Genomic DNA, 26829 nt, shown 5'->3' with positions numbered 1-26829 from the left:
ACTATTTAAGGTGGCTAAGGAAGCGCTCAGTTATTTGTACCGCCCCCCAGTTCTTTCTATAATTACTGTTATTTATACTAAGGTCGAGATTGCTTTCATAATCAATGCGTTCCTCAACAAGTAACTGAACCAAACGGTCGATGGTTTGCTCTATATGTTGTTCTGATAACAGCTGGTAACTATTGAGATGACGCACCTGCATGACACTATTCATTGACCCTATATGGTTATTATGAGATAGCGTCACTTGCCTGCCACTCTTTGAGCGATATATTGTTTCGGTAACCTTAGCTGACAATTGTTTATAACTGACTTCTTCAGTATCAAAATCAATTAGAACCACCTGATTGCGCCCCTCAGAATCAGTGATCTTCACATCGCCTTTACCGTGACCGCTGACAATATAGAGGTCGTCCCCTTGAGCTGCTGCTAATTGGTCTTTTCCATCTAAAGAGATGAGCACATCTTGATGCATGCCTTGCGCCCATAAAATATCATCACCTTGCCCACCATATAGCACATTTTCACCACCATAAGTTATCAGCTTATCGTGACCACTATCTCCTTTGATGATACGCCCATATTCACTCATATCCATGACGCTATCATTGCCAGCTAAAGTATCAATAAGCCAATTATTTCTAGGGCTATCCTGCTGTAATAGAATCCCATCATCTCTCAACGTTAGGTTTAAAGGCCTTGCTACACCATCAACTACCACGCCATTTAATGTGCTTGCAAGCTCATCAACGGGTTTCCAAGTGGTGAACTCCCCTGACTGTTTGGCTTTATGGAGTTTTTCAGAGAGATAATTAACGAGCGGAGTCATCCCGTGGCTCGTGGAGGAGTTAAATTTTTCGTCCAGCCGCTCATAGTGGTGAATATTGAAGCTCCCCTCACCATCATCGTTAGAAGCCTTAATTTTTACCAGTTTACCGGCTGGTGAAGCATAAAATTGGTATATTGAGTCACTTTCTTCAATTGGTTGACGTTTAAAATTGACTAAATGAATATGGTTATTGCCAATCTGGTCTTCAATATAAATGGCACCTGCCTGACGACCATCAATTAAATAGTGGTCATCACCTGCCCCGCCCATTAACGTATCGTTCCCTTGACTGGATAACAGCAAATCATCCCCAGAGCCACCACTAATAAAGTTGTCCCCAGAACCACCATATAATAGATTATTACCACCGCTGGCTTTAATATTATCATCACCATCCCCTCCCAACAGGACATAGCTTTCTAAGCCTTTATTGATAATAGTGTCATCACCATTTTGAGCATCAATGACATGTTTTTCGGTTCGATAGCCCATTGGCATTATAATTTGATCATCATCTGCGCTACTTTCATTAACTGGGGTTACTGGTGTTAAGCGGTTTTCCTGTAAGTTGACTTTAAATAAATTGCTATGCTTGTCTTGAAGTAAAACAACATCGGAGAGCTTATTGCCTACATTCGTAAACTTAATAGTCAATTGTTTTTGCCCGAATTTATCTAAACGGTATAGCTGCCCATCGTCCATATTCAGCGAATAACCATTTTCGGTAGGCAGCAATAGGCACAGGCTGTCCTTATCCGTAAAACTGTCATTGACTTTAGAAAAATCAAACTCAACCTCACCATATTCCTCTTTACTTTGTACAATTTGGTAGGTATCGATTCCATGGCTAACTTCAATATAACTACCTAATTTTATTAGGGGTAATATATTATTTTGACTATTTCCACGGTAGGTTAAGTGTTCAGCACGGCCTATGGGCGTAAACCATCCCCAATTAGGCTCCTTATAATGACGTGATTGGTTTATCGTTATGGTACCCATTGACTCATCTATTTTGACAGATTTTCCGTCTATAGATGATAATTGATCCCCTTCTTGTATATAGCTTAAACTAAAATACTTGTTAGGATATTTTTCATCTATTACCGTTGTCATCATCCAACCATCAAGGGTTTGTAATCGATAGACATGATGTGGCACCTTCGAATCCGCATCTTGCACATTTTCGAGGACAATAATGACCTCACTTTCCACATTTTGAAAAAAGTGACCATCAATACTATTTTTGGGTTGTTTGATTGTTAAAACCAAGTTGTTGCCGTCTAACTGAACTTGCCTTATTTCATCTATAAAATACTCTATAGCGACTTTGCTTTGTTGGTAATTAGGTTCTTTAATAACCACTTTCGCCTGAAACTTATGGTTACTTTGTGTATAAATAGGGTTTAGGTATTTTCGCGTTTTAACTGATTTTTCTTTTCTATCAAAATAGCGCTCTGTTAGGTACAAATCGTCAGCATGGTCAAGCCACTCATAACGGCGAATATGATAACTATCATTACCGTCACCACCAGCTGCAATACCTTGAGTTAAAATAAGTTTATCATCTCCCCCTTTTCCTTCTACGATGTCTTTTCCTAACCCACCATCCAATATATTCACCGTATCATTTCCCCGTAAATGATCATCGCTATTCCCTCTTATCATCACATTTTCCATACTTTGCAAATGGGCAACTGGAATAAAAGAGTGATTTCGCTCCCGCTGATAAAGCACCGTATTTTTGTTTAAATTTACATAGACACGGTGGCTATCTGGTAGGTTATCAATAATGATTGTATCCTGCCCGTCTTGGCCATCTAGGTACTTAGTCGGCGTTTTTCCTTCTCGTGAAGTTAACGATGCTAAACTGCTATCTCGGATAAAAAATAGATCGTTTTTATCTCCCCCTGCAAAATACTTCTCACCAGATAGTACTTGAAAGGCATTTTTCTGTGTTTTTTTACCAATTACAACGTCATTACCATTAGCTGTATTCCAGCTAGTTCCTCCACTAGTGGAATTTTCAATATATAACGCTGTCCGTTGGCTGTTATTCACTAAATGTTCACTGAAAACACGTTCATTTTCCCTTAGCATTTGTTGCCCTAATACACCAAATTCCGTTTTTTTCGAATAAAAACTAATTTGTTCCGGCTTAGAATTTATTAACTGGTCTTGAAGAGGTAGTGATAACTCATTATCTAAAATTTGGTGCCGTACTTTAAATTCATCTAATAACGAGTTCTTATAGGTAGAATTTAAAGAGTAACGCTCATGAGTCGCTATGCTACCCGTATTTCTAAGGTCAAATATCTCTTTCTCTTTTGCTTGCAGATGAAAGTCATGGTGAATAGACCATCCTATCTTTTCATAAAGATGTTTTAAATTTTTAAACCACGCCGTCGTTCTGACAATTTTATTTTGTAAAATAAATTTAACTTCATCAGCAGTAAACGAGGGTGCCCCTTTGCGTAAAAAACGTACCGTCGTATTTCCCACCCCTATATATAGATTTCCCAGCTTACCGTAGAAATAATTATCATAGTTATCAACTAAATAATATCGAGACTCATTTTCATAGGTCGGCTTTTCAATGACACTGAGGTGATGAGAAAACCCCGCCTGTACAATATGACTTTCAAATAAAGCGAGATCCATATTCCAATCTTGCTCTTTAAACGCATTAATATAATGTTGTATATTCATTTCTTGCTGGCTACGTATAGTTGGCTCTAAACTCAAAGCGCCGCGGATCCCCTCCTCTAATTCACGATCCCAATCAATATCAATAACTTCTTTGATGTTTTGAACCGCACGAACACCGCTATAAGCCCAGCCCCCAACCAGCAGTATACCTCCAATAACTAACCCAGCGACGGGGATAACGGAAGAGCCCACTAAGATGCCAATAACAGTGACCCCATTGATCACAGCACTAGCAATAGAGAAAGATGCATTTACGATAAGATCTTGGCGTTGTTTCGGGTCTGTGACACTGTCTAATTTAGATAAGCTGTCGTAGGCTTGGTAAACATCAATTCCCATCCCTACCAAATTGAAAATTACCACCGTCCCCGTTGCAATTCTCGCACGGACCAACGAAGTTGCTCCCTTACTGGATGCAATATTTAATAGCATCGGTTGCACTATCATATCGCCGTAATTAAACAAGGCTGACGCAGCAAGTAAATAAAACTGTTTTTCTAACTCTTTAATTTCCTCATCACTAATATCGGGGTTATCTAGTTTATCCAAAATTGCATAAGCACTAATCAAACTTTGAGTAGCTCCGGCTGCCCCCATTGCTTGCCCAGAACGATTTGCCAAACGTTGAAATTGAGGAAGTCTCTTACCTGCTTGACGAGTCTTAAGTAAGACTGGGGATGGGATGCTATTTTTCTGAACATCAATACTATCCGCTAAATATTTAAACTGTTTTTTTAGCACTCCCGACTCAGCAAAGTTAGCTTGATGATCGACTAATTGGTGGATATCCGCTGATTTTAATTGCTCATGGAACACTTTAATGAAAGAGAGATCTTCTTTCCCTCCTTCCATCAACGTAAAATACATTGTTAGTTTATCTGGGGAAAAACGAATTTTATTATGTAAATCAGCCGTATTAATATCACCTAAAGAAATAGGTTTTCCATCAATAGTGGCACCTAATTGTTGTAATTTGGCAAAGGCAATTTTTTCACCGTTAATAGTGACCCAACCGTTTTTTGGTAACGTAAATTCAGTTTGTTCAATAATTGATTGCCGCTGGCTACGTAAAGAAGACAATGCGCTTTTAAAGCCAGCTGAGTCTAAGTCAATAAGCTGAAAGTCTACTCTAAATTCCCCTTCAGAAAGTTGGTTATTTTCACTAAAGTAATGCTTAATTTGCTGTTGGAATTGCTGCTGAGCTTGTTGAGAAGAGCTGTTTTTTACACTAAATTGGAGCCCATGGGGATCAAATAAGCTGATTTTATAACCGCCATTACGTTGTACATAAGTTACGGTATAAGTGACCGATTTCCCCTTTAAGAAGATTATTGCGTTATCCACTTCGCGAAGCGTTGTAAATAGACTGCCAAGTGATTGGTCCGCCACTGATATCCCATTTTTGTGGAGTACAGTATTAATATCTTGGCTGTACTGCTCCATCTTTATCAGCAGTGAGTTTTCTGCTGATGTCGATGCATTTTTCACTGTGGCTTGCTCTATTTGCCCTTTACGTTCAATAAAATCTCGTGCTGAATGGCCTTCTCCTAAATACAGTTCAACCGCGTATGTTCCCCCCAAAGTTTGATCCATTTCTCGGCTTTGAGCGCCTGAACGAATAACTCCATGATCTACTAACTCAACTTTATTACCATAAATTAATTGTTGGTTAAATTTAGCCAATCGCTGGGGCTTGGTTATCTTTATAAAGACTAAGTGCATCTGCAAAAGAATGTTTTTTTAAAAGCGCATTTTCCCCAATAAAATTGGCTGCAGCTAGTTCACTAAACTCATTTAACCTATTGTTAAATGAAATGAGTTTATGATTATCAGCCACTAACTCTAAAATTTTACCTTTATCTATTCCATCCCCAGCAGAAAATAGTTCCATTAATATCTTCTGCGAACGCTCACTTAAGTGATTTAATATTAATAAGTCATTTTTTATCGCGGTCAATAATGTCTGAATATCACTCGCATGTTGTTGATAACTACTTGATATTTTTAGTTCTAGAATTACTTTCAGTGATAATGTATTAACTTCAAGTCTTTGACTTAACGCTGCATTTAGTTTTCGGTTTATTAACGGGTCAAAGACTGCAATTTTTAATTTTTTAATATCAATATTTCCATTTTCATCAGAAAAATATTTCAATAAATAAGTGTGTTCAACCTTATTGATTTCTTGAATGGAAATTTCTTTTAGTGCTATTTTTTCTAATGTATTAATAATAGAATGATGTGAATTTTCAACCATTTCCAGTTCGTTTATTTTTTTATTTTTATTCAAAGCGTTATCAAAGAGATCTGCATTCTTTATTTCTGTTCCGTGCTCTTCGGCAAGAATAGTTTTACGCTTATTGTTATCTAGATGGATATCTTTAAATTCATCGTCAGTATCTAGCATAACGTTCTCATTAGATTGCTGCTTGTTTTCTTTATTTTCAGCATTGTCGTTAAGGCTTTTCTTTCGACTAATTTCTGCTAGTCCTTTTAAATAGGTATCCGATATTTTTCTTTTGGGTTCAAATAATTCTCCATTATCACCTTCACTCCATTTTTTATTTAACGGAGCACGATACCCCTGATTAATTAATAATTGCTGGAAATTAGATAGTTGTTCTACATTATCAATAATAATAGAACCATTAGAATTCATTGGAAAATACGTCTCAATTGATTCCGTTGACCCTCTAAGTTTATTTTTCCCCTTCAAGTTTTCAGGTAAGAAAAAAGTTATCGGAAAATTTTCACTCATCACACTGGCAGGGTTGGCATCATCAGCACCGTGGTGAACCAGTTCAAACCCATTTTCACGGCCTAGCTGGCGGTTCATCTTATCTTTGAGTTGTTTTATTTTCTTATTGCTAACACCGTTATCCTGCCCCTCATAACGATCATATTCCGCTTTATTATTAAATAGTTTTTTTTCCTTTGCTGATAATTCATCATAATTGACACTTGCTTTCCATGTTTCCCAAGATGGCATTTCTCTCACATTGATATAATGCTCTAAATCTGACATTGGAAATATAATGCTAAATAAATCATAATCTGCCGTGACAGGCTTGCCAGTCTTAGTATCGCCAACAACTAGAAACTCTGTAAGTTCTCCATTTTCTAGATGATAAACTTTCCAGTTATCCGATGTTCTGTCTGCACTTTTTTTCAGGAAAAAGACTTTTTCATTATCATCAACAATGGATGTAGTACGATGATAACCCTCATCATTGGCGAGTTCTAATGGTGAGATAGCACTAAATTGACATAATTCATTTATTCGCTGAGTGCTAAGCTCTAAATGGACACTAATCGCCTTATCGGATTGAAGTAGCTCTTGAAGCTGGCGATTAAGTTTATCACTATTAGTTCGGCCTGATTTTTTAGCAAATTCCTGTTGTACTGGAATAAAACCACTATGAGGCCCCCAATCTGCACTTTTACCTTTGATAGCCAATCCCTTACTACTGTACTCCCCCGATTCAATTAAACTCGTTGATTTAGCATCTATTGGCCGTATACCAATAATAATATTTTCTTCACTAGCTATTTTCGTAAAAATGCGTTGATGGCTAGCTGGAATACCCGTTTTAACCTGCGGGCTCGTTTCTGCCAGCGGTTTAAGTTGTAAATTGATACTCGAATAATCTCGCCCTGTTTTACCATTACTTTGAGTTATAGCGTTAACATCCTTATCATTCATGTTCTTATTTCCCTGAAAATTACAAATTCACTAATTATTTCAATTAATTATTTGTTTATTATTAAAACAAGCAATTATTTGTTCGATAGGAAAATAGCAAAATTCGAGGTGTTCCCAAACTAAGTTGGGAACAATTAGGACATAGTGTTAACTATTATTTTTTTATGGCGTGATTAATATGAAGTTATAAAAAACCCCCTGTAATTAAGGGGGGTTAAGTTAGATTAGATAATTACCAAACAGGTAACTCATCTTGTAAGAAAGGATTTGTTTTCCGCTCAAAACCGAGATTAGACATCGGCCCATGACCAGGAATAAATTGATAATCATCGCCAAGCGGTAATACTTTGTTTTTAATTGATGAAATTAAATCTTGATGATTACCTCGTGGGAAGTCACTACGACCAACACCACCTTTGAATAATACATCACCCATGGAAATTAATTTATCAGCATGGTTCACAAAAATAATATGACCGGGCGTATGGCCAGGACAATGCAGTACATCAAATGTAATATTGCCACAAGTCACTTTGTCCCCTTCTTCTAACCAGTAATCTGGTGTGAAGTCAGGGCATTCGCCTATATAAAACATTGCATTTTGCTCTGCGAGGTTTTCAATCCAAAAGGCGTCTTCTTTTTGTGGACCATAAATAGGCACTGAAAAGTGCTTAGAAAGGGTAGCCGATGCACCGATATGATCAGAATGACCATGCGTTAACAGAATTTTAGTTAACTTCAGCCCAAGGTTTTCAATAGCAGAAATTAATTTTTCAGCTTCTCCGCCGGGGTCAACAACGACTGCATCTAACGTATTTTCATCCCAAATAACGTGGCAATTTTGCATAAATGGTGTTACTGGGATAATAGTATATTTCATCGAGCAATTACTCCGTAATCTGTGTCACCTATGCACAGATTACCACGTTCTTGCAGGCCCTGTATCAATATGTATAAAATTGCTTCGAGGATAATAACCAACACCACCTGCTTTCATTTTCAGCGCAGCTTTACGGATATTACTCAATTGTAACCCTTCGATATGGAAATCCATCGCCTGCCCGCGTGTGTGGTAGCTTTTCTTTGCCACCCCAGAGCTTTTACTGCGTAATTTATTATTAGTCTCTAAAGAACGATAACCAGAGATCAGTTGGACAGGTTTGTTTGTTCCCATCATCATTTGTAATAAATAGATTTGGTCAAACAATTTTGGGTCAATAGTTTTCACTTTGTCGCAACGGTAGTCACGGAAAAAATGATTTAAACGTGCTAATTCAGACTTATTATAACGCCGCCCGTCAAAAAATTCGGTTTTTAACGATTCGCCTGTATTAATGTTTTGAAAACGCAAAATTCGTGGTCGAGGGGTCGTCATTGCAGCAAAGACATGGCTTGGTAATAAACTAAGGCCAATCGTTGCAGCCCCAATACCTAACCACTTTCTGCGGGATTGATCAATTATATCCATAGGTGATAGCTCAGACTCTAATAATTTCAGTATTAATCGATAAAATTTTGGCAACCTATTGAGTCTAGCAAATCATGCTTAGCTTTAATGTATAATTATGTAAAGATATGCATACTTAACAGGAATTTTATTGCAGTTTTCGTCAGTAATAGAGTTTTGTCACTCAAACTGCTCGAAACATGCAATCTTAGACACAAAATATGCTGCCTTTATCAAAGTAAGTAAAATAGCCATAGCTGAATAACTATAAAACAATGGAATAAACAGGATAAAAACGGAGAATAGAGGAAACGTCACGGAATGAAAATGTGTAAAAAACAGCGCTCAAGCAGTTAACTCTTAAAATAATTAAGGGGAGAAAATCCCCCCCCTTCAAATTAAAACCTACAATTAGTGTAAAATCTTTTTCAATATTGGCAAATATTTATCTGCATTATTAATCGAATTATCATACTGATAAATATCGGCTCGATATTGTGGTTGCTGGTCTTTATCTACCCAAGCCGTTTGGTAGTACAGAAAAACTGGGATCCTATCTGGTATATTCACATACCGTGTTGACCCCTCTTTCAATGCACCGTCAATTTGTTTTTGTTCCCAACCTGCATCACCTAACAAAATACTGGCTAACTCACTTGCTTTATTCACACGCACACATCCAGAGCTTATTGCACGTGCATTACGATTAAACAAACTATGGTTTGGTGTATCGTGTAAATAAATCGCATCTGAACTCGGCATATTAAACTTATAGCGCCCTAATGAGTTAGTTGGGCCCGGAGCTTGTCGAATTCGATATGGGAAATTAGCTGGGGTGATATTATCCCAGTCAATAGCATATGGGTTGATTTCATATGAATCAGCCCCCCAACCAGAATAAACCGTATAGCCTTTTCGACTAAAATAACTTGGGTCTTGCTTCCCTTTTGGGGCGATATCTTTACGTGCCATACTGGTTGGCACACTCCAAGGCGGGTTAATTACCACGTTATTTAGCGCACTGCTCATGATCGGTGTTTTGCGATCTGCACGACCAACAATCACTTTAGAATCTAAAATGACTTCGTCATTTAAATAGAAATCTAAAGAGTAGCCTGGAATATTAACTAATATCCCTGTACCACGACTTGCAGGAATAATACGTAAACGTTGCATATTAAGCGCCATTAAACCCGCTTTTTGTTTTGGCTGCATATTTAACCAAACACGCGTGCCTTTTCCAACTACGCCGTCGGCCTCTAAACCATATTGTAATTGGAATTTTTTTACAGCATCAACGAGTTCTTGGTCATATACTTTGGACACGGTACTTGCAGGTGCATCACTTGGTTCTGTTGGTTCGACGGTTTGTTCAACTGCCAGTTCTGCAACTTGAGCCATTGTTTCAGGAGGCGCAACTTCTTCGGTTACATTTCCACCTTCAAGTAACCCTTCACGTTGTAATATTTGACGTAAAATAACCACATCATCACTAGACTGCCCTGGCTTTAATGTTTTCGTTCCTACTATTTCTAGGTTATCTTCAGGCATCGCTAATAATTTCAGCATTTCCTTGCGCATTGGCAAATACATTGGATGATTCGGTGCCTGTGATTTTACCCAACTACTTAGGTTATTAGATTCAACGGCGTCTATCCATGGTTTCATTTGAGCCGTTGTTGGAGCAATAATTTTATATGGCCGATTAGTATATAGCCAGTACTGCCCGCTCGCCTCTATTGATGACAAATACTGTAAATAGCCAAGCATGGCATCAGATAAAATAACGTCGCGGCCCAGTTCATTTAACTGGTTATTTTCCAGTATTGCCAACCATTCCCCAAATTGAGGCTGAACCCCAGCAAGGGATAATTCTGCCAATTGTTGTTGAAATTGGCTAATTGCCGTTTCATCTTGCCACAATAGCTGCATTTTCCTATCAGCATATAGTTTTGCTAATTGCGTAGAAAAAATAGGTTTCACATCCGTAGGAAGTGATTGTGTTATTTTTACTAAACTTTCTGTTGGTGTAACTGGAGCTACCGCTTGAACTTCAGAAACACTTTGCTGCGTATTTTCTTCATTTGAAAATGCAGGAAACTGTAACGCCATCAACCCGCATATTACTGAGACTTGCAGAGCTCGCACTCTTCTCTTTGCCATACATCCACCTTAATTAACTACATGGATAACAATATTTTTTATTATAATTACAATTTTATTGTATTTAATTTTAGCAGTAATGTTATAGGAATAGACTAATTTTCCTTTTTTCGGATTATAGACAGATAACCACTTAATGAGAAAAAGAATTATTTTCATTATTAGTGGGTATTTATTGGTGCTTTAAACATAGATGAATTTTATTTTAATTAAAAGCTTTAGCTAACGCTTTCTTTCTCACTTAATTTCCATATAGAAAAAGAGGTTTTCATCATGAAAAAATATGTTTTAAACATCGGGTTTTATTCAAATTAATTAATAATCTTGTTAAATTGCATTTGCACTATTTGTTAAATACAAGAAAACCGATATTTATTCCTAAATACCGGCTTTCATTTCATTCACAAAAACTATTACTGCAATGTTGGTGCTTGTACGTTCGGGGTTTCTTGTCCGAAGCCTTTTAAGCCAACCACATGCACATGCTCATGATTACCAACCACTTTACGAACTAGCTTATAGGTTGTGCCCTTCTCAGGGCTAATATTCTCAGGCGCCGCAATAATTAGCTGCATTTCTAACCTGTCACACAGTTCAAATAAGGTTGCAATTGATTTAGCATCTAATCGCGCAGCTTCATCTAAGAATAATAACCGGCAAGGAATAATATCTTTAGCACGCAGACGGCGAGACTCTTCTTCCCAGCTTTGTACTACCATCACTAAGATGGACATACCTGTACCAATAGCCTCACCGGTGGATAACGCACCACTTTCTGCTTTTAACCAGCCATCTGAACCTCTATTAACCTCAACTTCTAATTCTAAGTAGTTGCGGTAATCGAGTAATTCTTCACCGATGGTTTGTGGCAACCGCTGCCCAACATCCACTTGAGGGTTAAGGCGTTGGTATAATTTCGCCATCGCTTCAGAGAAAGTTAACCGTTGGCTGGTAAACAAGTCTTGATGCATTTCACTTTCTTCAGAAAGGACACTGAGTAACAGCGCATGGCTTTCTCGAATATTCACATTGAGGCGAACCCCTTTAACCTGACCAAATGCCACGGCTTGCAGCCCTTGGTTTAGCATACGAATTCGATTCTGTTCGCGCTGAATGGTTTTGCGAATAATATTCGCCACACTTTTTGAACTGATCGCCAATTTTTGCTCACGCGCCGTTAGCTCTTCCGTTAAGCGCGCCAGCTCAATTTCCATTTGCTCGATTGCATCAATCGGGTCATCTGTACGAATGATGTCTTGGCGAATACGTTCACGTAGGTGTTGATATACCGCGATAAAGAATTTGATCTTCCGCTCAGGGTGTTTTGGATCTTCGGACAAACGCAGTACATCACGTAAATGTTCGTTATCCGCAACCGCTAAACGCAACGCACCTAAGGCTTTATCCGACATGGAACGTAAGCTGTCACCGTCAGTATAGGCCAGCTCACGGCGATGTAAACGACGCTCGACGCCATTGTCTTTCACCAAGCGCATTACCGCACACCAACCTGCTTTTGCCGTCACTACCTGCTCACGCAGCATATAGTAGTCTTTTTCTAACTTACGAAGCCGCTTCTGTAAGTTATCCATTTCAGCTTCACATAATGTCAGCTGTTTTTCTAACTGGTTAATACGGCTACGATTTTCCATGACGCGCTGGTGCAGCTCATCACGTCGAATACGAGCGCGCTCTTGAGCATCAGGATCAGCTTTTACGCCGATCTCTTGCATCTCAACTTCGAGCTCTTTCAACATTTCTTGTTTGGTATCGAAAGAACTGCGTAACGAGGCGAGAACTTGATGGAATTGTGCACTTTGTGCTTGGTGCTGACGCAGCTGTTCGCGAGCGCGTGTACGCTCGGTTTCTGCCTGCTCTAAACGCTGACGTAATTTTTCATTCAAGTCCGCGTTTTCATTCACCATTCCTGTTGAGTCACTGTAACTAAAGTGAGCACGACGCTGAACAACCTCAACTAATGCAAAGGCTTGCTGTTTTGCATTTTGTTGGCTGTGTTTTGCTGACTCATAATCTTTGCGTAATTGTTCATGTTGTTCAGGATCACTGAGTAACACTGTCACAATCGGTTCTAACTTTTCTAACGCATGACCATGTTTATTCAGGAAATGTGCCGCTTCTTCTGCTTCCGTTAGTTCTTCGTTTATCTCTTCGACTCTGTCCGCCAATGTTTCATCGAGTAATAACCCCATTTGAGGTAATAAACGATTAAGAGCCGCAAGGCTTTCTTTACCTTGTGCAAATTGTTGGCGTTGCTGCTGAGTTTGCTCTTCAAATTGTGCCAAAGCACGTTCAATTTCCGTGCGTTTCTGGTTAAGCGAACGAATTTCAGCTTCAGGATCATCTTCAAAGGCCACGGAAATGTGTTGGCCTATAAACCGACTGAATGCTTGGTGAGAACGCTGAATTTTCTGCACATCAAATGACAGGTTCGCGTAACGCTCAGCAAGCTCATCACGTTCAGCAGTTAATGACTCTAAATGACTTTCACGAGCAGCACGACCAAACAAAGGTAATTCAGGATAACGAGAGTAACGCCATTGACGCTCAGACGAACGGACTAATACCGCATTTTCAAATTCCTGCGCATCAAAAACGCTGTCATCGAACGATTGAGGATCCCCCTCGATAAAATAAACATCGTCAGGGCAATCTTGTAATGTTTCGAGCTGGCCACGGACCACAGATAAGTCTTGAACCACAATACCATGACGAGCTGGGCCATATAACGCAGAAAAATAAGCCGCATCTTCGATGGTAATGTCATCATAAATTTCTGATAACAAAACACCATTAAAACGCTCAGCCAACGCTAACATGCGGCCATCTTCCGCACCACTTGGCTGACTTAACCGCTCAATTTGCTTTTCGAGATCTTTACGTTGCGCAGCAACTTCATCTCGTTCAACCGTTATTTCCCTTTCTTGTTCAAGGAGTTGCTGCATAAACTCAGTCACAGCAGTACTTGACTCAAACGTTTCATGGGATTGCTCATTAAGCTGCGTTAGCGCTTCTTGAGCCATAATCCATGCAGGGGCTTTAGATGAAAGTTGGCTAATACGCTGGCGAATTTGTTCCAGTTCTTGGCGCATTTGCATTCGTCTTTCGCCACTCTCATTCACACCAATACTGAGCTCTTCTTGTTGCGCTTCCAGCTCAGCCATCAGTGCATCAAGTTCATCTGGCTCATAGCTTTGGCCATGACGTTTACAGAATTCCGCCAATAAGCGTTCTGCATTTTGCTGGCTATTCAGACGTTGTTGCAATTCAGATAGCTGCATACGTAATGGTTGTACACGATCCGCTAAATGTTGTTGTGATGACCAATCACGTAATAATGTACGCGCTTGTTGGTATGCATCACTGCGGCTAACTTCCCCTACCATATTTCTAACTAATTGATAGGCTTGCTCAAATTGGCTATGTGCGGCATCCGCCACACTCATTTTTTGCTCAAGCGCTAATAACGCTTGGGTAGCTTGCTGTTCACGCGCTTCGAAGGTATCTAGCCATTCATCTGCGTTATCAATGGATAATTCAGGAAGCTGGCACAATTCACGAGCACGCGTTAAGGCATGCAAGGCTTGCTGGTACTGAATGGCACGTGTTTGTTGTACATCCAGTGCTTGTTGGTAGTCAGCTAATTGATTTTTTAATTCATCAACTTCAATTTCAGCAGCTTCAGCTCGTGCTTCATATTCTTCTTGAGTTTCAGTCGCTTCAGCAACAACTTCACTTTGTTCTTCAAGACGATAAGTCAGTTCTTCGATATCTGCTTGATAGCGATCGATTTTTTCTTGTTGACGCAGCGCGGCTTGCACTAAATTTAAATGGTCACTGGCAGCTTGGTAGTCAGCTTCTAATTCTGTAGATGCCCCATTTTGCTCATTCAATTCACGCGCCATTTCGACGCTACGAACTTGTTCAACACGTAATTGTTTACGGCTAGCTAATAGCTCATTGCGCGCAGCCAGTGCTGCATCAAGGTGAATGCGTCTTTCATTGGAATGGCGCATATAATCCGCAGAAACATAATCAGTCGCCTGACTAATCAAATGTTTGAATAAGTCGCGGTCTGATTGAGTGACACGAATGGCTTCTAATGTTAAACGGTTTTCACGCAGAGCCGCTTCCATATCTTGGAATGCTTTACGTACCCCACTGTTTTCTGGCAACAAATAATCACGTAATGAGCGAGTAATGGCACTAGAAATACCGCCATATAGTGACGCTTCAATCAGTCGATAATATTTGCTTCGGTCACTCGCGGAACGTAAGCGTTTCGGTAACACGCCTAATTCAAACAGTGTCGAGTGGTAATCGGTAATTGAGCTAAACTGCTTAAACAAAACGCCTTCCTGTTCTTCAAGACGTTCTTTTAGCTCATTGAGTGGGATCACTTTTGCTTGGCGGCCATCGATAACTTCCGTCAATATTTCCGTTGGAACTGTCGCTAATGGAATGCCTTGTACCATAAATGGCTTAATATCGACTTTTTTATCGCGCCCTGCGACTTGCTGTAAACGCACCCCCACCATGACGCGCTGATGCTTCGAATTTAACACATCCAAAATAGCGTAACAGACACCAGGACGTAACTTACCATGCAAGCCTTTATCACGAGAACCTGAGGTCGCGCCGGCTTCCGTTGTGTTACGGAAGTGAAGTAAGGTTAAATCTGGGATCATCGCGGTAATAAATGCCGCCATGGTTGTTGATTTACCCGCACCATTACCACCCGATAACGTGGTCACTAATTCATCAAGGTCAAAAGTTCGGGCAAAAAAACCGTTCCAATTCACCAGCGTCAGTGAGCGAAATTTTCCGCGTTCAATCATTATTCTTCATCCTCATCACTTTCTGCCGGTTCTTGACTCTCTTCGCCATCCTCTTCATCACTATCTTTTAGTGATAATTCACCGTCAAGAGAGATAGCTTCACCATCACGGATCATCCGTAACTGTGCATCTTGTGGGTTATCGCCACTGCGCACATCGGCGCCAAAACGGAATACAGATTCACTAATAATAAATTTACTCGAATCATTTTGCAGAAAATGCACCATTCCCAAGCGACGTAAACGATTGAGTGATGTTCTTAATTTTTCCTGCAATTTTTGTTTATCTAGGTCAGAGCCTGTCGAACGTTGATTAACAAATTTAAGTAGTTTGCTTTCATCCGCTAATGATAATAATTCTTCAAATAACTCTTGTGAGGTAAAAATACCTTGGTTACTCAAGCGTTCAGGGCTGAGATAGAGATAACAAAGAATTTTCCCAACCATCATATCTAATTCAGATAACACAGAGCGAGGTATTAAGGTTGTTGATCGCGGACGTAAATAGAAGAACCCCTCAGGGGCACGAATTAATTCTACGTTATATCGTGCATAAAATTGTTCTAATACTTCCTGAAAATCCATTAAAAATGCGTGGTTATCAAGGTCATCAACACTAATATGGCGACCTGAACGCAATTGGCTGTCTAGCTCTGGAAAAATCGGGTTAGCTAATGCTTGAGCCAGTTTAACTGGCATAAATTGTTCAATATTTGTCGATGACATGTGCCTGTACCTTGGCTCCGTGATCATTAATAGCTTGCCATTCTGCCGGTAATCCCGCCAAATCAGCCTCTGCGATACCTAATTTAACAGCTTGGTCGATAATAATTCGAGCAACATCAAAATGACGTTTTTGTGGATATTGCAGTAAGTACTCATGCAACACACGGCCAACATCGAGCGGCCGTTGCTCTGCTTTATAAATAGCTAACTCAACTTCCATTAGCTCAGCAAGCTTGTCATTTAATTCACTAAACTCTTCAAACTCAAGCTCTGGTGGTAATTCACCCATGACCTCTTCATCATGCAACGCGAGCTCTTCATCACGCATATCGAATAACCGATCCGCATTAGCGTAAGTGAGTGCCCAAGGGCTATCAAGGTAGTGCTGAACGGATTGACGTAACCGCTGAGAAAATATTCTATTTTTATCCATATCGATAGCTGTACGGATAAACTTATGAACATGACGGTCATAACCAATCCATAAATCGATAGATTGTTGACCCCAGCTAACAATACGGTCTAGTTTATTTTGCAGGTCAAAAACCAACCTATCCACTAAGTCAGAGAACGCCGGCGCATTCATATTAGCTTCTTGAATACGTAATAAATTCGCTTGCAGTTTATCCCCTGCGGCTTCCAATGTGTCTTGCAACTCACGCAATGTACCTGATGTTTCTGATAATAATTGCTCACAGTTAGCAATAGCTGCCTGCCAGTCTTGATTTAATAATGCGGCAATATCTTCTTTTACTGAATTTTGCTGTTCATCCATAATACGTTGAGATAAATCAATACTGTCAAAAATTTCAGCAACTGAATATTTTAGTGGGGCAAACACGTAACGATGCCAATAAAATTCATCACCACCTTCCTCTGCGGCTTCAGCGGCACGTTGCAACTCTCCTGCAACAATAGAAAGTTGCATGGAAAGTCTTAATGTTGAGAACTCTCTCTGACGAATATAATAATCGCTGATGCCAATCCCCAAAGGGGTTAACCGGTAAATTGCATTACCTTCAACAATGTCACTGGCAAAACGGTTAAAAATCTTCTGGCGAACCATATCATTGATGGCATTATTGGCCCTTACTGCCAATGATTCAGTTGTCTGCTCAAACCCTTTGCAAACTTCACGAAAGGCATCAACCAGTTCCCCTTCACTCATTTCACCATTGACTCTTTCACTATTTAATACCGCCACCGCAAGCAAAAATGCTAAACGTTCAGCGGGAAGTGAAATCGAAAAATCATTTTTTCGTGCCCAAGACACAAGTTCAGGGACGGTCTGGGAAAAATCACTCATAAATCGTCCTTTTGTATTTGTTTGCGTGCCATGACATGAATATAACGCCCCATGCTAATATAGGGTTCTTCACGGCAATACTGCTGTTCTAATGCCAACAATGCCGGAAAATCTTTTTGCTGTAACTGCCGACTTTGTAAATAGTCATGGAATACCCTGACACCACTTTTACCGATGATTTGCATATTACACTCGCCTAACCAAGCATCAACCTGATGAGGAAAAAGCGGGTTTTGTGGTGATAACGAGCGTTTACGACGACGTTGAATATGTGGCGTTGCAAGATGAAAATTTCCCAAAATTGCATTACGCATCACCAGACCATTTGCATTATAGAACATGACAGAAAATACGCCTTCTGGTCTAATTATATCTACCAGTTGTTCAATTGCATATTTTTGATCGCTAATCCATTCAAGTACCGCATGAAATAAAACAAGGTCAACAGGTTCATCAATATATTGTGCGATATCTTGCACTGCACAATGAACAAAACGCATGTTATCGCTAATACCTTGTTCCTTGGCAAGCTCACTGCCTCGTTCCAACATCTCTTCAGATAAATCGCAAAGTATCACCTGATGCCCCATTTCGGCGAGTTTGCGTGAAAAGTGTCCTTCACCACCACCTGCATCAAGTATTTTTAGAGTTTTACCCTCAAATTGGCTGCTTAATAATTGAGTTAAATCTTGCCAAACTACCGCTTCTCGTATTTTTCCTTTTGTCGTTCCGTAGATATTTTTTGCAAATTTATCGACAATATCATCAAAGTTGCGGTCTGCCATGTGCTATCCGGTTGCCTATCATCTATTATTTAAAGCGGTTTATGAGCCAATTTGTCGCGAAAAAACGTAAAATGGTTGATTACATCCTGATATTGAGAAAATTAACTCTAACCAGAAATATTCTCATATTGCAGCGTATTTATCACATACAATGCGAGGCGACTGTTAAAACAGGAATTATAACAGATAATAGCTATATTTTTGCATAGTACTTCATTGTGCTCAGCAAATTTCAGTTTGCTACTATTAAACACTATTCTGTTATTTTCCCTCTAATTTCGCTGCGTTATTGCATATTTTTCCGTAGATTCTGCCACAATGATTAATCGATAACCCTTAAAAATAGGCTTAGTTATGTTATTTATCTTAAAAAAATATATTGGTTCTCTATTGATGCCATTACCATTATTACTCATCATCGGGTTTATCGGATTGCTTTTGCTTTGGTTTACACGCTGGCAGCGTTGTGGAAAGGCGTTTACTACCCTAAGTTTAGTTTTAATAACTCTGTTGGGGTTACAACCTGTTTCAGATACTTTACTTGCCCCAGCAGAAAAACAATTCAATAAGCGCTATGAATTAATTACTGAGAATCCACCTCAAGATGTACGTTATATTGTTGTTCTCGGTGGCGGTTTTACGTATAACCCTGATTGGAGTCCAAGTTCCAATCTGTTGAATAATAGCCTACCTAGAGTGACTGAAGGTGTTCGTCTTTACCTTAAACACCCTGGTAGTAAACTAATTTTCACTGGCGGTAAAGCGAGTAGTCCTATCAGCAGTGCCGAAGTTGCTGCACAAGTTGCTCAATCCTTGGGTGTCCCCGCACAAGATACTATTCCACTCACTGAACCCAAAGATACACAAGAGGAAGCTTATGAAGTTGAAAAAATCATTGGGAAATCTCCTTTTTTATTAGTAACTTCTGCTAACCATTTACCTCGAGCGATGACTATGTTTACTCAACGAGGAATGAACCCTTTCCCTGCCCCCGCAAATCAGTTGGTTATCACGAGTGAAATTAATCCATGGGAGAAATATATCCCTTCCTCTTATTTCTTTGGCCATAGTGAACGTGCTTGGTATGAATTTCTTGGTACGCTTTGGTGGCATTTAAAACCCAATAATACACAGGCGTTAGAAGAGCAACTTGCTACGCCTGAGGCAGTTACCGCTGAATAGCAGCAAAAAAGGTGTAATCTATTGAGATTACACCTTTTGTTTAGCTAAATCGCATATTGGCTATTTGAGCTATTAGGAAAATGTGGGCTACTGAATAAATTGGCTTCTAACGAGTTCAAGATCTTCAGGGGTATCAACACCAGCACCTGGCGTAGTTTTCGCGACATCCACATGAATTTTCTCGCCATACCAAAGCACCCTAAGTTGCTCTAGCATTTCGATTTTCTCTAATGGGCTTGCTTCCCACTTAATATAACGACGAATAAACCCTGCTCGATAAGCGTATATACCAATGTGACGCAAAAAGGTATCCCCTATTACATCATGGCTTTTCGCAAAGTTGTCTCTATCCCAAGGAATAGTTGCCCGAGAAAAATACAATGCATAACCTTCGTGATCAGTAACAACCTTGACAGTATTTGGATTAAACGCTTCATGAGCATCATTAATAGGTACAGCTAGCGTCCCCATTTCAGCTTTACTCCCCTGAAGATTACGAGCAACTTGGCTGATAATCTCAGGTGGAATTAAAGGTTCATCACCTTGCACATTCACGATGATTTCATCGTCAGAAAAAGCATAGGTATCAATAACTTCAGCTAGTCTTTCTGTCCCAGACTGATGATTTGGGTTAGTCATACAAGCTTCACCACCTGCTTCAATCACCGCTTTAGCAACATCAGAGTGATCTGTCGCAACTATCACTCGGCTAGCCCCTGATTTAACAGCTTGCTCCATTACTCGAACAACCATTGGCTTGCCATGGATATCAGCCAAAGGTTTACCTGGTAAGCGTGTTGAGGCATAACGAGCAGGAATAATAACCGTAAACATGAGGATTACTGACCTTCATCTAATGAAACGGGGCGCGCTTCATTTTCTAGTAATACAGGGATGCCGTCACGAATTGGATAGGCTAAATGATCAAACTTACAGATAAGTTCGAGGTTTTCTTTGTTATAACTTAATTTGCCGTGACATACAGGACAGGCAACGATTTCAAGTAAACGGTGATCCATGTTTTCTCCCGAATGGATTTTAACTCACTTGGAGTTAGGATATCACATGCAGATATCACCGTTAACTTTAATCTTCCTGAATAAGATCTCCTGCGAGAGATGAGAGGATAAAAGCAGGAGAAATTGTTCTGTTTATTATCTAATAAGCAATAACGTCAGCTGCCGTTATGCCATCCGAATTACGAGTAACAGAGAACTCAACGTTTTGACCTTCGAATAATGATTTGATTTTTTTATTAGCAATTGACTTTGTTGTCACAAATACATCATCACCACCATTGAATGGTGAAATAAAACCGTAACCTTCTTTTGCGTCAAACCATTTAACTCGACCCATATGTAATTGAAAATTCATATTAAAACTCCTTTTGTTCTGAGAACAATATTTTTTTTATCTTTGTATCATTACTCTTTCTTGCTTCCCATTTATAAAATGCCGATCTATTAATACATCAAAGAGTAATTAAACTTTACCAATTCATGCGCACAAATCATTGCGCATATTTTATAACGCCCATATATATAGATTTCAGACACCGCTAATCTACTGCGAAGTTAACAGTCTATTTTGACATTATGATGACAAAACGCAGTGACAGCGACTTTACAATGTAGATTACGCGAGGATATGAAGACTAACTAAAGAACGGAGCGTGAAATTTAAGCTAGTATAAAATCCAATTATCAATGTATTGTATCTAGATACATAATAAGTAGATCTATATCACATTGGAGATATTATTATCACAGAGGAACGTTATAGACAAGTTTTTTTGTTATTTGTGATAAGTTTTCTTATTCCGCTTAAGATTTTTTCAGCGTCAATCGGCTGCAATTGTGCTTGTACTGGAAGGAACCACCAATTTGGTTGTGCAAAAGCACGGCATTTCACCGCGTCTTTTTCGGTCATTAATAAGTTTTGCTCATTTTTAACTAACGGTGAAAGCTGTTTTAATTCATACGATTGGTGATCAGCAAAAGCATGAGTGTTAATAACTTCGACCCCTTTGTTTTCTAATGAGGTAAAAAAACGAGGAGGATGACCAATACCTGCTATTGCGACAACCGCAGGTAATTGTGTAACTGCACGTTTTTCACCAGTCACCAAGTTATAAGCAACATCGCCTTCAAGGGCCATTACGGCTTCATTTTCTTGAGCTTCACCACCGTTAACAATGACAGCATTAACACGCTTTAAACGCCCAGCCCTTTCACGCATAGGCCCTGCGGGTAGCCACCAACCATTACCAAAACGACGCTGGCCATCAATAACGACAATCTCGTAGTCACGTTGCAATGCATAGTGCTGCAACCCATCATCAGTAATAATTACATCTAATTGGAATTTTTCCAATAACGCTTTAACTGCATCACTGCGCTTAGGCGCAACAGCCACGGGGGATTTAGTACGATGAAAAATTAGTATGGGTTCATCCCCAGCAACTTCAGTTTTCGTCGTTTCATCGAGTATCAGCGGGTACTTTTCAGCTTTACCGCCATACCCTCGAGAAACAACCCCCACGCGGTAGCCTTCTTTGGTGAGTGATTCCACTAACCAGATAACAACAGGGGTTTTACCATTTCCCCCCGCTGTCAGGTTTCCCACCACTACCACTGGAATTGGCGCTTTCCATGAACGTTTCAGCCCGATTTTATAAGCTATATCCCTAATTACCGTTACCAACCCATAAAGGAAAGATAACGGCAGCAATAAAAGATACAGCCATGACTTGCCAGACCAAATGCGTTCTATCATTGTTTAAACTGAATGCTATGTAACTGTGAATATGCGCCATCTTGAGCTAATAGCGATTTATGGTCACCACGCTCAATGATTCGGCCATCTTGTACAACTAATATCTCATCTGCATTTTCTATCGTCGATAACCTGTGGGCAATGACCAAAGATGTTCTATTTTTCTGTAACTCATCAAGAGCAGCTTGAATAGCACGTTCAGACTCTGTATCTAGCGCGGATGTCGCCTCATCAAGAATAAGAATTGGGGCATCACGTAGCAGTGCTCGAGCAATCGCGATCCTTTGACGTTGCCCTCCAGAAAGCATAACACCATTTTCACCAATAACCGTGTCCAAGCCTTTTTCAAGTTTAGCAATAAAATCCATTGCATAAGCCATTTCTGCAGCTTTCTCTATTTGCTCACGGCTGTAGCTGCCGTCTGTTGCATAGGCAATATTATTGGCTATCGTATCGTTAAATAGATAAACATGCTGAGAAACTAACGCGACTTGACTACGTAATGAAGATAACGTGTATTCACGAATGTCATGCCCATCAATTTGAATAGACCCTTCGTCGATGTCATAAAAACGTGTAATCAAATTTGCAATTGTGGACTTACCTGAACCTGATCGCCCAACCAGAGCAACTGATTTCCCTGCTGGCAAAGTAAACGAAACATCGTCTAACGCAGGATGTTCTTTGGTTGCATAGGTAAAGGTAACATGTTCAAATTTAATATCTCCTTTAACCTCTTTAAGTACTTTATTTCCGTTATCTTTTTCTTGTTCGGAATCTAAGATGGCAAATAAAGTTTGGCAAGCCGCCATACCACGCTGGAATTGTGAGTTAACGTTAGTTAATGATTTTAAAGGACGCATCAGTGCAAACATTGATGAAAAAACAACTGCAATTGTACCCGATGTTAATTCATCACGAATTTCAGGAAAACTCGCTGCATAAAGGACAAATGCTAGTGCAAATGATGCAATTAACTGAACAATAGGGTCTGAAATTGCTGAAGCGGTTACCATTTTCATATTTTGGCGGCGCATGTTGTTACTGACTTTATTAAAGCGTTCAGTCTCAACTTTCTGTCCCCCAAAAATTAAAACTTCTTTATGGCCTTTTAACATCTGTTCAGCACTTGCCGTCACATGCCCCATTCCGGTTTGCATGTTTTTACTAATCTTACGAAAACGTTTAGAGACGATACGAATAGTGACTGATACAATCGGGGCAATTACGATTAAAATAAGAGAAAGTTGCCAGCTATAATAAAACATCATCGCAAACAACCCGATGATATAAGCACTTTCACGAATAATTGTAATTAATGCTCCAGAAGAAGAAGATGCAACTTGTTCTGAATCATAGGTAATTCTAGATAATAGTGTTCCTGTTGATTGCTGGTCAAAAAAACTAACAGGCATTCCCATCATATGACCAAATAATTTACGCCGCATGTTCATCACGACTTTACCTGCAACCCAGGAAACACAATAGGTTGAAACAAAGCTAGACCCACCACGAACAACCATTAAACCTAACACCGCAAGCGGAAGCCATTTTAAAACGTCATTATCTGCTTTATCAAAGCCCTCATCCAATAAAGGTTTTAATAAAGAAATCATAAACGCGTCACCCGCTGCGTTTATGATAAGTGCTATTGCTGCAACGATTAAACCCGCTTTAAAAGGCGCAATTATCGGCCACAAGCGACGAAAAGTTTGTTTTGTCGAAAGGTCTTTATCATTCATACTTTTAATTACCAGACTTAATGTAAGCGCACTATTCTACTCGGGAAATAGCGGTAAGCCAAACCACAGATGATACCAGCGGGGCTGAATTTCATAGCGATAACGTGAAATTTTAATTTTTTCCTTTTTAAACCATATAGTTAACTGGCCATCTTCCGCTGTATTTAACCATTTAATATTATTATTTTTATACCGAAAATAGACTTTTGGCGATGGAATTTTCCATGCACTATACCTTGCTGATGAGACTACCACCATTGAAGGTTGAACATTTCTTAATAATAAATCAGTTGATGACGTGCTGCTTCCATGATGAGGAGCGAAAAGAAGAGTCGAACGTAACCGATTCTTGTACATTGCGACCAGTGATTTTTCCCCTTGTTTTTCGATATCTCCTGTTAATAAAATTTTATGAAACCCATCCGTTAATTGAATAACACAAGAATCATCATTATGTGATATTAGTGCTAGCTTTTCAGGCCATAATACTTCAAAAGTTAATATCCCCCACTGCCATTTTTGGCCTTTAAAACACGGAAGGTGTTCCATACTTTTTATATTATTAGTTTTTTCCCTATTTACCGACGTTTTTTGTGGGCCAAAGCTACTTCTTACACTTAGCCATGGATATTGCTGGATTAAATAATTTGCGCCACCAGTATGGTCTAAATGATTATGGCTTAAAATGACTCCAATTGGGGTTATATCGTGATATTTAAGGAAAGGAACAATTTGACGCTGTGCATTGCTTCCCCCTTTCCAAGCGTTTCCAGTATCATAAAGTAATGCCAAGTTGTTTTGTTCTATCACAACCGCTAACCCGTGGCCGATATCTAATACCGTAATTTTCCAGCCTTCTTTGAATTGCTTACCACTTCCCCTTTCTAAGAAAATTGAAATAACCACACAACCAATAAGCCCAAAATAACGTTTATACCACTTAAATAAGACAACAATAATGCTTAGCCAACATATTAAAAATAAATAATAAGGAACATTGATAAATTCTGACCAAAAGGTACTTAAATAAGGTAATGGTTCTAGCCCCATATCTATAACCCTATCTATCGTATATAAAATAGGTTGCTGAACCACTTTTATTGGTACTAAAAACAAGAGCAAAATAGCAGGAACAACACACCAAGAAACTAACGGGACAAACCAGATATTTGCCACTAACCCCATTACATTAATACCATTAAATAGACTAAGTTGCATTGGGATCAGTAAGACTAGTAAGCCAATTTGTAAATGGGTTAACCCTATAATTTTCCCCTTTACACCTTTAGATAAATGATATGGTAGTGGAAATATGGTTAACCAATAAAGAATGGCTAGCACAGCGAAACTAGATAACCAAAAACTATCTGACAAAATAGCTAATGGGTCTAATAATAATATTCCTGCGATACTCCACAGTGCCCATTGCCAAGCAAAATACCTTGCAGGCTTATTTCTGATATATACCCATAATAGTAGGGCAAATAATGCTCGAGTCGCAGGGATAGCAAAGCCAGAGATCCATGCATAAAAAATTGCTAGCCCTATACCAATTACTACTGGTAGTGTTTCATTGACATACTTTATTGGTAAAAAATATTGAATCCCTCGAGTGATAAGAAAGCCAAACAAGTAAGCTAACCCAATATGCAAGCCTGATATAGCCATTAAATGTGTCAAACCTGTTCTCTGTAGTAAATATGTTTGTTCTACTGCCAACAAACTTCTATCTCCAAACATTAGTCCATAAATAATCCCTTTATTAGATAATGAATTAATTAGCTCCATATAATTATGGATAACTTTTTGTCTTACAGAACAATCCTTTTTTAATAATTCTATTTTCTTACTTTTCAAAACCCCAATGATTCTATTAGCCAAATAATAACGTTGTAGGTTAAATCCTCCTTCATTTAGTGAGCTGTGTAGTGGCTTTACAGTGCCATTGATTCGCCACAACTGCCCAGCGCAAACAGTTTCCTTTGTTTTCCACGTAGCATATAAAGGAGGGAAAACAATGCGGTTGTTAATTTTATCAATACGTACTTTGATTTTTTGTTCTTTGTCACTTAATGAAATACCAACAATAACTATATTAATATCGTTATTTTTTGTAGATAGATAATTGATATGGTTAATGATATTAATTCCATGCCAATTACCCCATAGAAAAAACATAATAATTAGTGCTAAAAATTTGCCTGATTTACCAAATATAAAGAATATTATTAATACCGATACAAACAAAGAAACAAATAATAATTCACTCAGCATTAAAATTTTAGGTATAAATAAAAGTGGTAATGTACCTAAAATCAAAGCAATAGAAGCCATTGTCATCGAAACAGACAATTTCCCATTAAAGATTAAATTACATTTTTTGATTGAGTTATTTAGCCATCTTATTATGTAGATGATATTTTTTATCAACTTTTGTATCCCTACATAGCGTTTATTTGCTTTAGTTTATTTATTCCTATGAATTTTTTAAGTCTCTTTGTTTTATTTTTCGTAGCGCTTCCCAATATGTTTTTTACTGATAAAAATATACATATTAGTTTGCGAGGAGCTTCGCAAAACACGTATATATCTCTAAAGCTGCTTTTG

The 26829-nt window shown here is 39.0% G+C and carries 16 protein-coding genes; 1 reads left to right on the top strand and 15 read right to left on the bottom strand.

Translation table 11 applies throughout. The features are described 5' to 3' along the window. Position 1 precedes the first annotated feature (1 nt). The 9 genes from SJ312_RS00965 to cmoM all read right to left on the bottom strand — a co-directional run bounded on the left by SJ312_RS00965 (position 2) and on the right by cmoM (position 18523). Positions 2–5221 (bottom strand): calcium-binding protein, encoded by a 5220-nt coding sequence (locus SJ312_RS00965; RefSeq protein ID WP_319866718.1) that lies wholly within the window; start codon positions 5219–5221, stop codon positions 2–4. Beyond that, positions 5214–7241, bottom strand: a complete 2028-nt coding sequence (locus SJ312_RS00960) for an anthrax toxin-like adenylyl cyclase domain-containing protein (RefSeq protein WP_319866717.1) — start codon at positions 7239–7241, stop codon at positions 5214–5216. The genes SJ312_RS00965 and SJ312_RS00960 overlap by 8 nt, the downstream gene beginning before the upstream one ends. 232 nt (positions 7242–7473) lie before the next feature. Next, positions 7474–8121 (bottom strand): MBL fold metallo-hydrolase, encoded by a 648-nt coding sequence (locus SJ312_RS00955; protein WP_110591458.1) that lies wholly within the window; start codon positions 8119–8121, stop codon positions 7474–7476. A 39-nt stretch (positions 8122–8160) separates the two neighbouring features. Then, a complete protein-coding gene (locus SJ312_RS00950) occupies positions 8161–8709 on the bottom strand; it encodes a YcbK family protein (RefSeq protein WP_004256173.1) in 549 nt (182 codons plus the stop codon). Positions 8710–9099: 390 nt separating this feature from the next. After that, complete coding sequence (gene ldtD / locus SJ312_RS00945; RefSeq protein WP_319866714.1) at positions 9100–10851, bottom strand: L,D-transpeptidase; 1752 nt, start codon at positions 10849–10851, stop codon at positions 9100–9102. A 413-nt stretch (positions 10852–11264) separates the two neighbouring features. Further along, on the bottom strand, positions 11265–15707 hold the full coding sequence (gene mukB / locus SJ312_RS00940) for a chromosome partition protein MukB (protein WP_319866712.1): 4443 nt from the start codon (positions 15705–15707) through the stop codon (positions 11265–11267). Beyond that, positions 15707–16432, bottom strand: coding sequence for a chromosome partition protein MukE (mukE, locus tag SJ312_RS00935; RefSeq protein WP_272514797.1), 726 nt, complete (start codon positions 16430–16432; stop codon positions 15707–15709). The genes mukB and mukE overlap by 1 nt, the downstream gene beginning before the upstream one ends. Continuing rightward, positions 16413–17738 (bottom strand): chromosome partition protein MukF, encoded by a 1326-nt coding sequence (mukF, locus tag SJ312_RS00930; RefSeq protein ID WP_096864228.1) that lies wholly within the window; start codon positions 17736–17738, stop codon positions 16413–16415. The genes mukE and mukF overlap by 20 nt, the downstream gene beginning before the upstream one ends. Further along, on the bottom strand, positions 17735–18523 hold the full coding sequence (gene cmoM, locus SJ312_RS00925) for a tRNA uridine 5-oxyacetic acid(34) methyltransferase CmoM (RefSeq protein WP_140170786.1): 789 nt from the start codon (positions 18521–18523) through the stop codon (positions 17735–17737). Before cmoM ends, mukF begins: the two co-directional genes overlap by 4 nt. A gap of 354 nt (positions 18524–18877) precedes the next feature. On the opposite strand from cmoM, the gene elyC reads away from it, so the two are divergent. After that, positions 18878–19705 (top strand): envelope biogenesis factor ElyC, encoded by an 828-nt coding sequence (elyC, locus tag SJ312_RS00920; RefSeq protein WP_112308209.1) that lies wholly within the window; start codon positions 18878–18880, stop codon positions 19703–19705. A gap of 87 nt (positions 19706–19792) precedes the next feature. On the opposite strand, the gene kdsB is transcribed toward elyC, so the two are convergent. The 6 genes from kdsB to SJ312_RS00890 all read right to left on the bottom strand — a co-directional run bounded on the left by kdsB (position 19793) and on the right by SJ312_RS00890 (position 26562). Then, a complete protein-coding gene (gene kdsB, locus SJ312_RS00915; RefSeq protein ID WP_096864230.1) occupies positions 19793–20539 on the bottom strand; it encodes a 3-deoxy-manno-octulosonate cytidylyltransferase in 747 nt (248 codons plus the stop codon). Between the two features lie 5 nt (positions 20540–20544). Further along, positions 20545–20724, bottom strand: a complete 180-nt coding sequence (locus SJ312_RS00910; protein WP_004256203.1) for a Trm112 family protein — start codon at positions 20722–20724, stop codon at positions 20545–20547. A 139-nt stretch (positions 20725–20863) separates the two neighbouring features. Next, positions 20864–21079 (bottom strand): cold-shock protein, encoded by a 216-nt coding sequence (locus SJ312_RS00905; RefSeq protein WP_004256206.1) that lies wholly within the window; start codon positions 21077–21079, stop codon positions 20864–20866. 402 nt (positions 21080–21481) lie between these two features. Next, the gene (gene lpxK / locus SJ312_RS00900) at positions 21482–22480 is read right to left on the bottom strand and encodes a tetraacyldisaccharide 4'-kinase (protein WP_110591452.1); all 999 of its coding nucleotides are present in this window, start codon (positions 22478–22480) and stop codon (positions 21482–21484) included. After that, positions 22477–24222 (bottom strand): lipid A ABC transporter ATP-binding protein/permease MsbA, encoded by a 1746-nt coding sequence (gene msbA, locus SJ312_RS00895; protein WP_004256213.1) that lies wholly within the window; start codon positions 24220–24222, stop codon positions 22477–22479. Before msbA ends, lpxK begins: the two co-directional genes overlap by 4 nt. Before the next feature lie 36 nt (positions 24223–24258). Next, on the bottom strand, positions 24259–26562 hold the full coding sequence (locus SJ312_RS00890) for a DNA internalization-related competence protein ComEC/Rec2 (RefSeq protein ID WP_319866710.1): 2304 nt from the start codon (positions 26560–26562) through the stop codon (positions 24259–24261). Positions 26563–26829 lie beyond the last annotated feature (267 nt).

Source organism: Providencia sp. CIM-Carb-044 (assembly GCF_033901115.1).
In the GTDB taxonomy this organism is placed as follows: domain Bacteria; phylum Pseudomonadota; class Gammaproteobacteria; order Enterobacterales; family Enterobacteriaceae; genus Providencia; species Providencia hangzhouensis.
The sequence above is the reverse complement of the archived record's forward strand: the minus strand, read 5'-3'. Positions and strand labels throughout refer to the sequence as shown.

Coding starts and splice junctions, on each gene's coding strand:
- elyC (WP_112308209.1), top strand. CDS start 18,878: ATGTTATTTATCTTAAAAAAATATATTGGTTCTCTATTGATGCCATTA.
- mukB (WP_319866712.1), bottom strand. CDS start 15,707: ATGATTGAACGCGGAAAATTTCGCTCACTGACGCTGGTGAATTGGAAC.
- SJ312_RS00955 (WP_110591458.1), bottom strand. CDS start 8,121: ATGAAATATACTATTATCCCAGTAACACCATTTATGCAAAATTGCCAC.
- ldtD (WP_319866714.1), bottom strand. CDS start 10,851: ATGGCAAAGAGAAGAGTGCGAGCTCTGCAAGTCTCAGTAATATGCGGG.
- SJ312_RS00905 (WP_004256206.1), bottom strand. CDS start 21,079: ATGAATTTTCAATTACATATGGGTCGAGTTAAATGGTTTGACGCAAAA.
- msbA (WP_004256213.1), bottom strand. CDS start 24,222: ATGAATGATAAAGACCTTTCGACAAAACAAACTTTTCGTCGCTTGTGG.
- SJ312_RS00910 (WP_004256203.1), bottom strand. CDS start 20,724: ATGGATCACCGTTTACTTGAAATCGTTGCCTGTCCTGTATGTCACGGC.
- cmoM (WP_140170786.1), bottom strand. CDS start 18,523: ATGGCAGACCGCAACTTTGATGATATTGTCGATAAATTTGCAAAAAAT.
- kdsB (WP_096864230.1), bottom strand. CDS start 20,539: ATGTTTACGGTTATTATTCCTGCTCGTTATGCCTCAACACGCTTACCA.
- SJ312_RS00950 (WP_004256173.1), bottom strand. CDS start 8,709: ATGGATATAATTGATCAATCCCGCAGAAAGTGGTTAGGTATTGGGGCT.
- SJ312_RS00890 (WP_319866710.1), bottom strand. CDS start 26,562: ATGACAATGGCTTCTATTGCTTTGATTTTAGGTACATTACCACTTTTA.
- lpxK (WP_110591452.1), bottom strand. CDS start 22,480: ATGATAGAACGCATTTGGTCTGGCAAGTCATGGCTGTATCTTTTATTG.
- SJ312_RS00960 (WP_319866717.1), bottom strand. CDS start 7,241: ATGAATGATAAGGATGTTAACGCTATAACTCAAAGTAATGGTAAAACA.
- mukF (WP_096864228.1), bottom strand. CDS start 17,738: ATGAGTGATTTTTCCCAGACCGTCCCTGAACTTGTGTCTTGGGCACGA.
- mukE (WP_272514797.1), bottom strand. CDS start 16,432: ATGTCATCGACAAATATTGAACAATTTATGCCAGTTAAACTGGCTCAA.